This is a genomic window from Rhizobium atlanticum (assembly GCF_030182485.1).
Lineage (GTDB): Bacteria > Pseudomonadota > Alphaproteobacteria > Rhizobiales > Rhizobiaceae > Rhizobium.
The window spans coordinates 1-10,503 of record NZ_JAQJCJ010000051.1 but is presented as its reverse complement, the minus strand read 5'-3'; the positions used below and the strand labels follow the sequence as shown (position 1 = coordinate 10,503).

Sequence of the window (10,503 nt, the reverse complement as noted above, 5' to 3'; positions counted from 1 at the left end):
GGTTCCAGATCTTGGCAAGGTTGAAGCTCTCGGACATGACGCCTTCGTTCATCGCCCCGTCGCCGGCAAATGCGACCGCGACCTGGCCGGTCCCAAGCAGCTTTGCGCTGAGCGCCGCCCCGCAGGTGATCGGAGCGCCGGCCGCAACGATCCCGTTGGCTCCAAGCATGCCCTTGCGCAGGTCGGCAATGTGCTGCGACCCACCCTTGCCGCCGCAGGTTCCGGTCGCCCGGCCGAACAGTTCGGCCATCATGCCGTCGATGTCCACGCCCTTGGCGATCGAGTGGCCGTGGCCGCGGTGGGTCGAGGAGATGTAATCGTCCTCGCGCAGATGCAGGCAGATCCCGACCGCACTCGCCTCCTGCCCGGCATAAAGATGCGTGTTGCCCGGGATGTCGCCGGTCGCCATCTCCTCCATCACCCGCTCCTCGAAGCGACGGATCATCCGCATGCTTCGATAAACCTCAATCAGCTTGTCCTGTGAAAGTTGTAAGCCTGACATGTGTTCCTCCGGCAGATCTTCGTTGGGACCCTGCTGTTCATCATCTCTCGCGGCGCCGGATTGCGGATATCCGCCGACATCCGCAATCCGGCTCGTCCCACCCGTCTTGGGAGAGGTGGACGCATTCAATGCCTCGGCGACGCGTCAGGAAAAGAAACGCGTCAATGCATCGGCAAGCGCCGCAGGTTGCTCTTCAGCCAAATAGTGGCCGCAATGCTCGATGGCGGTGCCCGAGACGTCGGTTGCAATCTTCTGCAGTTGCGCCACGAGATCCGGCATCGAGCCTTGATCGGCGCGAATTGCCAGAACCGGCATATTCAGTTTGCCGCGACTGCTGAGCTCTCTGTTCTGGTCCGCCGACTGGGAAATCGCGCGATAGTAGGCCAGGCCGCCCTTCAGGCCATTGCTGCGAAAAACCCGCAGATACTCGTCGAAATCGTCTTCAGAAAAATATGCCGGGCTCGCGGCTTTGCGCTGCAGAAACCATCTGAGGTAAATATCTTCCCGGTCCCTGATGAGAGCTTCGGGCAGATCAGGCAGATTATGAAAGCCCACGTGCCAGGTTCGCCACGCCGTATCGGGAGACCACGGTAGTGTGTCAGGCAGACTAATCCCCGGGATGCCGGTGTCCAGTATTGCGAGGCCAAGGACCGTCTCGCCATAGGAAGCCGCGTAAGGATAGGCGACCCATGCGCCAATGTCATGAGCGGCCAGATAATGCTTCTCGATCCCGAGCTTTTTGGTGAACTCCCGCATCAGATGCCCGATCGAAAGCGTATCACATCCACGCAGAGGTCGATCGGAATCGCCCTGCCCTGGAAGATCTGGCGCAATGACCCGGTAGCGCTCGCCAAGCACAGGCAGAATTTTACGCCAAGCATACCAGCTTTGCGGAAAACCGGGAAAAAGGACGATCGTATCTCCGTCTGCCCGTCCTCCTGAAACGTAGTGAATTCGAACACCTTCGACTGTGAGAAAGCCGCGCACGAAACCTTCAATTCCGCTTAAGCGCCAGTCCTGCATATCCATTGTGAACCTCCTTATCGAATATCGAGCGACTAAGCCGCTGTCCTGGCGTTTCTGGCGCTGGTTCTCCACGAAGCGAAACCAACGACCAAGAGGCACGCAAAGAGGAGCAGCGAGAAGATTGCATTCACCGAGGGCGTGAAGCCGAAGCGGAGCTGGTTGAACACCCAGATCGGAAGGGTTGGCGCACCACCCGACAAGAACAAGGTGACCATCACATCGTCAGCCGACAGCGTGAGCCCGAGAAAGGCACCGGCGACTATGGTTCCGCGGATCATCGGAAACAGGATATGGACGAAGCTCTGCCAGCGATTGGCGCCAAGGTCGAGCGAGGCTTCCATAAGGCTCGGATCGAGACGTCGCAGCCGTACAAGCAGCAGCAGCATTGTCACCGGCATCACGAAACTCATCTGCCCAATGACAATCCGCGCGACGCCGGAGGGAATTGAGAATATTTCTGTGCCAAGCACCATCTCGATCCCGAGAACGACGCCGGGCGTGGCGATCGGCAGTGCGAAGGCGAGTTCGAAAAAACGAGCGCCCTTCAACCTGGCGTAATGAATGATCAACGCGAAAATGGTTCCCAGCACTACCGACATCGTCACGACACAGAGTGCCACGATTACCGATCGCCGGGCTGCTTCCATCAACGATTGATCCTGGAGGAGTTCTTGATACCAGTGAAGGGTAACGCCCTGCAGCGGGAAGATCTGCAGGTTAGCGGAATTGAACGAAAACAGGACGATGATAACGAGCGGTGCATAAAGGTAGATGATGGACGCGACAACGCCAACGGTTCCGAGGCGACGACCGGAGCCACGCTGTAGAGAGTTGCTCTCAGGCAATGTACCTTCGGCCTCCTCGCTGAGCATCACGCCCTTCGTCGGCAGCATTGTAATGATAGTGCCGAGAAGCAGAGCCACGCTCATCATGAGCGCAACCGCAACTGCTGCGCCATATGGCCAGTTGTTGGCAAATCCGAACTGAGTGGAGACCACCACACCAAGCGTTGTGCCGTCGATACCGCCGATCATGGCCGGCGTGACGAAATCTCCGACCGTCACGAGAAACGCCAGTGAAAAACCGATGGCGAAGTTGCGACGGGTCAAAGGCCAGATCAAGTGGAGAAATGTCTGGATTGGCGTCGCGCCGGAATCCTGCGACGCTTCGATCAGATCACGGGGGATTTTCTCGAAAGCGCCCATTGTCGAAATGAAAATGAATGGGACGGAGATGTAGGCAAATACGATGACGACTGCGGTTGGACTATAAAGGAAGGCAGCTGACGGCTGATCGAGAATACCGCTGGAGACCAGGGCTGCGTTGAGAACACCCGACTGGCCAAGAATGATGCGCCAGGCAAAAATGCGCATCAGAAGGCTGATCCAGAGCGGCAGAACAACCAGCACTGTCAAGAGGGTCTTATACCGCCTTGCCACCCGACCGACGTAAAAGGCCAGGGGAAAGGCGATGACAGTTGCAAGAACGCAGCCAAGAAAGCTGAATGATAAGGTGCGCGTTAGCAAAACCCAAAAGCCGGCCGAGTTCCAGATCCGTGCGTAGTTTATAAGCGATGGTTCAAGAAGGATGACGCCGCCCGAAGTCTTGAGAAAGCTCACCCCGATCAATAAGACGTTCGGCAAGACAACGATCAGGAACAGCCAGGCAAGGACCGGCACGCTGGCCAGATTGAGGCTGATCTTGAAGCCCAGCGGTGAAGCCTGCAAAGGTTTCGTGAGATTGGATGCGATATTATCAGTCATAGAACACCTGCGTATTCTGCAGATCGAACTTGACCTGCACCGGCTGACCGACTTCGAGCGACGAATTGTGAGCTGCAGGCACCAGGCCAATCACGTTTATCGCACCACAGCGGACATTGACCTCGCAGCTCGTTCCCATGAACAGAACGTCTTCAACCGTTCCACGAAGCGTACCCGGAGATGGCATGGCAACGTTTTCGCTGACCTGAACGGCCTCATAGCGGATTGCCATGCGCGCTGCGCCGCTACGTGAAGCGACGAGACCTGGCAGCGTCACATTCTCCACGCGCGCAACCGTACCGCTTCCAGCGGTTTCAAACGTCACGGGGATGAGATTGGACCGGCCGACAAACCGAGAAACGAATTCATTGTTCGGCGCGAAATAGATTTCGCGCGGCGTCGCAAGCTGCGCGATCTTTCCCTCATTGAGCACCACTACGCGATCCGACATCGACAGCGCTTCGCCCTGGTCGTGCGTCACATACATGAACGCAATACCGAGCTCTTTTTGCAGAGCCACGAGCGTGTGCTGCATCTGCTGGCGCAGCCGCAAATCCAACGCCGCCAGGGGTTCGTCGAGAAGCAGCAGCTTCGGCCTTGAAACAATTGATCTTGCCAATGCCGCCCGTTGCCTCTGACCGCCCGACAGCTGATGGGGAAGCCTGTCGGCAAACCCCGACATCTCGACGAGCGAGAGCGCTTCCATCGCCGAGGCAGATCGGCCAGATTTCGCATCGCCACGCATCCGTAGTGGGTATTCAACATTTTCCCGCACCGTGAGGTGCGGGAAAAGAGCGTAGCTTTGGAAGACAGTGCGCACGTCGCGCTTGAACGGAGGAACGCCGTTCATGGCGTGCCCCGACATCGTGATCGCACCCCGATCCGGATGCTCGAACCCTGCAACTGTCCGCAAGATGGTGGTCTTTCCAGAACCGCTCGGGCCGAGAATTGAAAAAAATTCTCCGCTTCTTACGGCAAAGGAAACGTCGTCTAGCGCAGGCTTGTTTGCACCGTCATAGGTTTTCGAGACGCCTTCAAGCGAAAGCACCGTTGCCTGGGAGGTACCCATCTGTCTTCTCCGCGTTCACGTATCGGCTCAAAGCGTACCAGCAAGGAAGTCATTCCAGATCTGGATGCGCCGTTCGACGTCTTCCGGCTCTCGGAAAAACACCAGGTTGCTTTTGAACGCCGGATCTTCGGAGTCGAGAATGTTCGTGTTCTTGAGTTCCTCCTCGGTGAGGCCGCCCTTGCGCGCCGCCTCGGGCGTCAGAACGCCATTGCTGCCGGAGAATTTCATGAACCGGGTCTGCCACTCGACGGACATCGTGTCATTCAGGAATTTGTAGACGATATCCCGCTGTCCCTTCGGCGTGACATAGGTTCCCTCGATCCAGGAAGGGGTTCCCTCTTTTGGAAGCGAATACTTCGCGTTCAGGCCCTTCTTTTTCAGCGTGTTCACAACCGTAACGTTATGGCAGTAACCGAGAAGCGCCTCGCCTGAAGCATAGACGTTCGCCGCATCGTCGAAGCCGCGGGTGACGACGCGAACCTGCTGGCGCAGTTCGCGAAGTGCGTTCGTAACCGCGCCAAACTCGTCTTCGCTTAGTTTGAAAGGGTCCTTTACTCCGACATAGAGCGCGATCATCGGGATCGTGACGGTCGCGTCGTCAAAGATGGTGACCTTTCCCTGATATTTTTTGTCCCAGAGAGCCGCCCAGCTCGTCGGAGCTTCCTTGATGACGTCGGCATTATATTGAAGCGGCTGTGTACCCCAATGCAGCGGGATGCCCATCAACGTACCATCGACCGAAAGCGGATCCTTCCAGTTCAGCCCAGGAAGAATGTTGGCGACATTGGGGACTTTCGACAGATCGAACGGCGCAATCTGACCGGCTTTCTTCAGGCGACCCGCCGTTGAGGCCTCTGAATAGACTACGTCCGGCTTTACCGCACCGGACTGAAGCTGGGCAAAAACTTCATCGAGCGAAGAAATGATGACCGGCTTGATCTTCGTGCCGTTTGCCTTTTCCCACTCGGCGATCCAGTCCGGCTCGTCGTAACTTTCCCAGGTCAGAAGCGTGATTGGCTCCTCTTCCACGGCGGCGGAAGAAAGGAAGGGTGTAAACAAACTTGCGGCGGCGAGGCCGCCACCAATTTTTAGGACTTGGCGACGGTTGGCGGTAAAGCGTGTCGAATCTTTGGTCATTGTGAGAGTTCCCTTTTTGTCGATCTGGGAGCCTGTCAAAGACGGCCTAACTAACGACAGTTCGGTTACTGATCCAAATGTCGCTGCCAGCCATGTCTGCGGCCCAGCGAAATATTAACGGGGATGTTTTGGAACTGCTCGGACGTCCTCTCGTCCGGCAGGTCGTTGCCGAAGGGCCTCCTAACCATTCAGCCTCAACATCCTCCCGCTCTTGCATCCAGCGGTCAAATCGCGATTCACGATGACCTGTAATAACGAATTCTGATCACCAGAGGGCACGCGACCTAACGCGAGTTCTATAAGGAAAATTGATCACGGACCATTCAATTTCATAATTTGACGGCTGCGACTCTAACGAGCAAACAATTCAGGACATTCTTTACCGTCGAGGAAACAATCGGTGTTACTGTCTTCAAATAGCGCTGCGGACCATCCGCCGGATGCCGTTCGTGCTGCGGCGAGATCCGGCGCCATGAGCGGCCAGACCTCCGGAATGGCCCGAGGGTTCGCACAAGGTAATCTTGTTATCCTGCCAAGAGAATGGGCGAAGGATTTCTTGAATTTCTGCCTGGCAAATCCCAAGCCCTGCCCGCTCTTGGCAGTGGGTCGGCCGGGTGATCCGTCGCTACCTGGCGCGGGGCGGGAGATCGATATCCGTACCGACGTGCCGAGCTACCGGATCTTCCGCGACGGCAATTTGGTCGGCGAAGTGGAGAACATCGCGGACCTCTGGCAGGACGATTTCGTATCCTTCCTAATCGGATGCTCGTTCTCGTTTGAATGGGCGCTGCTGAGTGCCGGTCTCAACGTCCGCCATATCGAGCTCGGCACGAACGTACCGATGTATAAGACCAATATCGAATGTGTATCGGCAGGGCGCTTTTCGGGCCAGTATGTCGCGTCGATGCGCCCGATGAAACCCGCAGACGCCATTCGCGCAATCGAGATCACCTCTCGGATGCCGCAGGTTCATGGTGCGCCGGTTCATTTCGGTGATCCGTCAGCGATCGGGATCCCAGACATAACTCGTCCCGACTACGGGGATCCGGTGCCAGTCAGAGAAGGAGAAATCCCGGTCTTCTGGGCATGTGGTGTCACACCACAGGTGGCGCTCGCCAACGCAAAGCCACCGATCGCGATCACCCACTCGCCGGGATGCATGCTGCTCACCGATATACCCGATGATGATCTAATAACTGGAAAATTTCGCTTTTCTGCGCCAGACTGGTGATAGCGTAATCGGGTCTGCCTCCTGGGCGCGCCCGCCCGTGGACAGCAAGGAACATAATCGTCGTATGCTCTCCGCGCCAGCGCACGGCACCGGGGGAACAGCATGATTGATCTTCGTACTTTGGAGACTTTCTACTTCGTCGCGCAGACCGGCGGTTTTAATCGTGCGGCAGAGAAGCTCCACACCACGCAACCCGCGGTCTCGGCGCGGATCGCCCAGCTTGAGCGCGATCTGAATGTCAGGCTGTTCGATCGTAACAAGCACGGCAGTCATCTGACGGCTAAAGGACGGGACCTTTTACGATACGTCGAGCAAATGATCGCGCTACGCGTGGAGCTTGTCTCGGCAATCGCGGGTGATAGTGCCCTGCGCGGCAACCTGCATCTCGGCGTTTCCGACACCATCGTTCACACTTGGCTACCCGAACTTCTGAAGCGGCTCAGTGCCGAATATCCTGGAATAACGCTTGCGATTGATGTCGACGCTTCGGCGGGGCTCGCCGATGCACTGCTTAACAATGCGATCGATATCGCCTTGTTGATGGGCCCGATCACTGCAGGGCACGTGACGAACATTCATCTTTGCACCTATCCCCTGGATTTCATCGTCCGCTCAGACTTCCCCGAGCTTGGCGCCAGCATGAGCCTTCGAAAGCTCGCCGAATATCCAATCATCACTTTCGCCCGCCACACGCGACCCCACTCGGAACTGAAAGAGCTCTTTCGCCGGGCTGGTGTCACAGATGTCCGTCTATTCGCAAACGCATCGCTGTCGTCGATCATTCGCATGACGCTCGACGGCTTGGGAATTGCCGCAATTCCAAAAGAAGTCGCGGTCGAACATCTTGAGAGCGGCCGTCTCTGCCTGCTGGCCCACGAAGAGGCGTTGCCGCTACTCTCATTCACGGCAAGCTTCATTCCTCGCCCGGACATGCCTCTGAGCGGTGTGGTCGCCAAACTTGCACAGGAAGTCGCAGACGACGGCGCTGTTTGCCGGTAGCACCCTTGGCGTTTGTTAGGAGACTGGCCAGCGATGCCGGCCAGTCGTGGCACGCGTCAGGAAATGCGGGTGTATTTCTCGAGCGCTACCGATTTGAACAGGTGGCCATTCTTGGCGCCGAAGGCTTTCATCGCATCCGTGTTGTTGTGGACGTCGAGCGCCTTTTCATCGTCCCAGATCTCGTAGAATACGAACTCGCCCGGCCGATCATTCGACTGGTGGAGATCATACTGGACGAAGCCAGGCTCTGTTTTTGCAAGGGGAACGAGCGTCTGTAGCGCATCCCTTACTGCATCTTCCTTGCCTTCATGGGCGACGATGGTCGCCACTACAACGAGTTTGTTCTTCATTTCTACCTCCAGATTACTGAATCTCAATGGATACGTGGCACTTGATCGAATTTGCGATGAAGCAGCCCTTATGCGCGCGATCGTGAAGGCGCCGGAGCGTCTCGCGATCGGGCTGCTTTTCGCCGCTGAAGGTCGCCTTGGGACGCAGGGCGATGTCGGAGACCCACATGCCGCCCTCGGGGCTCTTCGACACCCTCCCGGAAGCTTCGTCCTGATAGGCGGTCACGGCATAACCACTGCCCTCGCAAATGGCGAGGAAGTACAGCATATGGCAGCTCGCCAACGCGTTCACGAGCAATTGTTCCGGATCTGCGAGCGACGCGTTGCCGAGATACTCGGCGGCGGCGGAGACTGGAATGGTGACCGTCGGGCTGATGATCGCCTTATGGTCGCGGCTGTAGGTTTTCTCTTGTTTTTCGTGTGGGACGGCATCCCACTGAAGACGAACGATGTGTTCTGACATCTTGTCACCCTTTACCCCATTTGCGCCTTTAAGGACGCGGACATGTTTCCCGCTAGAGCAATTCCGTTTTTCTTCGAATCGCGGAATTGCTCTATCTCTTTGTTTTTCACGCAATTCCCGGCAAAAGCGCTCGCGCTTTGCCTAAGAAAACCGCTGCACACTTTTGCTGGAATTGCCCTAGCCGAAGACCGCCAGCATTGTATCGGCGATCGTGATGTCGTCATCTACCGGACCGCCTGAAACGCCGACGGCGCCAACGACCTTGCCGTCACGAATGATAGGCAGACCGCCGCCGAAAACCACAAACGGCCGCGCGCCGACCGCTTCCAGGCCATAAAGCGGGCCATTCGGCTGAACCGCCTCCATCCACTGGCCGGAAGGCGAACGCAGAGCGAGCGCTGTCCAGGCCTTGTTCTGAGCGATCTGTACCGTTGAAAGTGCTGCGTCGTCGACCCGCAGAAAAGCCAGCAAGTTGCCGCCGAGATCAACGACTGCCAGGGACGACGGCTGTTTGATCTCTCTAACCTTTGCAGCGCCCGCAGCAATGGCGTTCAAGGCTTCTTCATGCGTGATGATTCTGACCATCGTAGTTCCTCGATCTGGGCCTATGGGAAAGCAATGCGTGCGGCGATCCGCTCGAACGGACCGCCGCATCCTCGTTCATGCCTAATTGTAGATCCCGCCATCCACGTTGATCGCCTGCGCGGTCACATAGGAGGATTCGTCCGATGCCAGGAACACGAACAGGGGAGCAACCTCGTCGGGCCGTGCCTGACGGCCGAGCGGAATGACCAGGGGAACAAGCGCTTCCTGCTTTTCGCGCCCACCGATGAAGTCGATGACCGGCTGGTTGAAAGGTGTATCGATCCAGCCAGGGCATACGGCATTGACGCGGATGCCGTCACGCGCCAGTTCAATCGCCAGCGTGGTCGTCAGACCGATCACTGCGGCCTTGGATGATGAATAGGCGAGGAGACCGGCGGCGCCACGCTTGCCTGCAAGGGACGACATCAGCACCACGGACGCTTTGCCGGACTTGCGAAGCTCCTGCACCGACTCGCGAACAAAGACGAAATTCGCCCTGACATTAATCGCAAAGACCTTGTCCCAGTCACCGGTGCTGAAATCCTCCAGCCTGCCGGAAAGCTGGATGCCGGCATTGAGGCATAGCGTATCGATGCCCTTCATCCATTCAGCTGCTTGAGAGATCGCCGCCTTGATTTCGGCTTCCTGTAAGAGATCGGCACGGATGAACTTCACCGCACCGCCAAAACGCTTCTCGACGGCCGCGCCGCGCTCAGCGTCGATATCCACGACGCTGACGGTTGCCCCTTCGGCAACGAACTGTTCAAGAATCGCGAGGCCGATGTTTGCAACCCCACCGGTAAGCAAGATCCGTTTTCCTGAAAGACGTCCTGACATCGCATTCCCTTTCCTGTTGTTCGATGATTGCCGACTGCGCTTGCGGCGCCTTTTAGGCACCGGCCTGCTTGATGGTCTTTTTGATTTGGTCGTTGACGGCTGCCGCGGCTTCCATCTGCGGCATGTGGCCGATCGCCTGCAGCTTGACGAAGGTGGCGCTGGCGGGGATTTCGCCTTGCTCTGGCACGGGCACGATCTGATCCTGGTCGCCCCAGATCAGCGTGAGCGGGCAGGACAGACCGCTGAGCGTTGCACCGATCGATTGCTTCTGACCGCCGTTATCGGCAATGGCGTCCGCAATGGCCGACAGCGCTTCGGGAACGCCTTCCAGCCGCTTGAAGCGCAAGGTGCCCTCGACCATGTCGTTGGTGATCTTGGACGGATCGGCAAACAGCCGCTCCAGGACGTTCTGCAGCGGGCGCCGGCGCTCGGCGGCGATGAAGTCGGTCAGGAAGTCCCGGCTGATCTGCTTGCCAAGGCCAATCGGTGCGATCAGCGTCATCGAACCGATGCGCGAGGGCTGACGCGCTGCAAGAGCCGC

12 protein-coding genes are annotated in these 10,503 nt (G+C 57.6%); 2 read left to right on the top strand and 10 right to left on the bottom strand.

The genetic code is table 11. The features are described from left to right. The 5 genes from PH551_RS32140 to PH551_RS32120 all read right to left on the bottom strand — a co-directional run. Positions 1 to 502 (bottom strand): thiamine pyrophosphate-dependent dehydrogenase E1 component subunit alpha (locus PH551_RS32140; RefSeq protein WP_285196342.1); only part of this gene is annotated, 502 nt, incomplete at its 3' end. A 144-nt stretch (positions 503 to 646) separates the two neighbouring features. Further along, positions 647 to 1,531, bottom strand: coding sequence for an alpha/beta fold hydrolase (locus PH551_RS32135; protein WP_285196341.1), 885 nt, complete (start codon positions 1,529 to 1,531; stop codon positions 647 to 649). Positions 1,532 to 1,560: 29 nt separating this feature from the next. Further along, positions 1,561 to 3,291: an ABC transporter permease subunit gene (locus PH551_RS32130; RefSeq protein ID WP_285196340.1), complete on the bottom strand. Its 1,731-nt coding sequence runs from the start codon at positions 3,289 to 3,291 to the stop codon at positions 1,561 to 1,563. Further along, the gene (locus tag PH551_RS32125; RefSeq protein WP_285196339.1) at positions 3,284 to 4,360 is read right to left on the bottom strand and encodes an ABC transporter ATP-binding protein; all 1,077 of its coding nucleotides are present in this window, start codon (positions 4,358 to 4,360) and stop codon (positions 3,284 to 3,286) included. Before PH551_RS32125 ends, PH551_RS32130 begins: the two co-directional genes overlap by 8 nt. 27 nt (positions 4,361 to 4,387) lie before the next feature. After that, positions 4,388 to 5,497, bottom strand: coding sequence for an extracellular solute-binding protein (locus tag PH551_RS32120; RefSeq protein WP_285196338.1), 1,110 nt, complete (start codon positions 5,495 to 5,497; stop codon positions 4,388 to 4,390). A gap of 400 nt (positions 5,498 to 5,897) precedes the next feature. Here PH551_RS32120 and PH551_RS32115 point away from each other — a divergent pair, with 400 nt between their 5' ends. Beyond that, positions 5,898 to 6,728: a putative hydro-lyase gene (locus PH551_RS32115; protein WP_285196337.1), complete on the top strand. Its 831-nt coding sequence runs from the start codon at positions 5,898 to 5,900 to the stop codon at positions 6,726 to 6,728. Between the two features lie 102 nt (positions 6,729 to 6,830). Beyond that, entirely contained in the window at positions 6,831 to 7,727 is an 897-nt protein-coding gene (locus PH551_RS32110; RefSeq protein WP_285196336.1) for a LysR family transcriptional regulator, read from the top strand. 56 nt (positions 7,728 to 7,783) lie between these two features. Here the strand turns inward: PH551_RS32110 and PH551_RS32105 are convergent, their stop codons facing one another. From PH551_RS32105 to PH551_RS32085, 5 genes are all read right to left on the bottom strand, one after another. Then, positions 7,784 to 8,077 carry a putative quinol monooxygenase gene (locus PH551_RS32105; protein ID WP_285196335.1) on the bottom strand — a complete coding sequence of 98 codons (294 nt, stop codon included), beginning with the start codon at positions 8,075 to 8,077 and terminating at the stop codon, positions 7,784 to 7,786. A gap of 13 nt (positions 8,078 to 8,090) precedes the next feature. Next, positions 8,091 to 8,540: an OsmC family protein gene (locus tag PH551_RS32100; RefSeq protein ID WP_285196334.1), complete on the bottom strand. Its 450-nt coding sequence runs from the start codon at positions 8,538 to 8,540 to the stop codon at positions 8,091 to 8,093. 177 nt (positions 8,541 to 8,717) lie between these two features. Continuing rightward, entirely contained in the window at positions 8,718 to 9,125 is a 408-nt protein-coding gene (locus PH551_RS32095) for a GlcG/HbpS family heme-binding protein (RefSeq protein ID WP_285196333.1), read from the bottom strand. A gap of 81 nt (positions 9,126 to 9,206) precedes the next feature. Next, positions 9,207 to 9,962, bottom strand: coding sequence for an SDR family NAD(P)-dependent oxidoreductase (locus PH551_RS32090; protein ID WP_097593994.1), 756 nt, complete (start codon positions 9,960 to 9,962; stop codon positions 9,207 to 9,209). A 52-nt stretch (positions 9,963 to 10,014) separates the two neighbouring features. Beyond that, the coding region (locus PH551_RS32085; protein WP_483315457.1) for an alpha/beta hydrolase at positions 10,015 to 10,503 on the bottom strand (489 nt) is incomplete at its 5' end.

Bases quoted from the DNA above. Each gene is read 5' to 3' on its own strand.
- PH551_RS32135 (WP_285196341.1), bottom strand. From the start codon at position 1,531: ATGGATATGCAGGACTGGCGCTTAAGCGGAATTGAAGGTTTCGTGCGC.
- PH551_RS32130 (WP_285196340.1), bottom strand. From the start codon at position 3,291: ATGACTGATAATATCGCATCCAATCTCACGAAACCTTTGCAGGCTTCA.
- PH551_RS32125 (WP_285196339.1), bottom strand. From the start codon at position 4,360: ATGGGTACCTCCCAGGCAACGGTGCTTTCGCTTGAAGGCGTCTCGAAA.
- PH551_RS32120 (WP_285196338.1), bottom strand. From the start codon at position 5,497: ATGACCAAAGATTCGACACGCTTTACCGCCAACCGTCGCCAAGTCCTA.
- PH551_RS32110 (WP_285196336.1), top strand. From the start codon at position 6,831: ATGATTGATCTTCGTACTTTGGAGACTTTCTACTTCGTCGCGCAGACC.
- PH551_RS32105 (WP_285196335.1), bottom strand. From the start codon at position 8,077: ATGAAGAACAAACTCGTTGTAGTGGCGACCATCGTCGCCCATGAAGGC.
- PH551_RS32100 (WP_285196334.1), bottom strand. From the start codon at position 8,540: ATGTCAGAACACATCGTTCGTCTTCAGTGGGATGCCGTCCCACACGAA.
- PH551_RS32095 (WP_285196333.1), bottom strand. From the start codon at position 9,125: ATGGTCAGAATCATCACGCATGAAGAAGCCTTGAACGCCATTGCTGCG.
- PH551_RS32090 (WP_097593994.1), bottom strand. From the start codon at position 9,962: ATGTCAGGACGTCTTTCAGGAAAACGGATCTTGCTTACCGGTGGGGTT.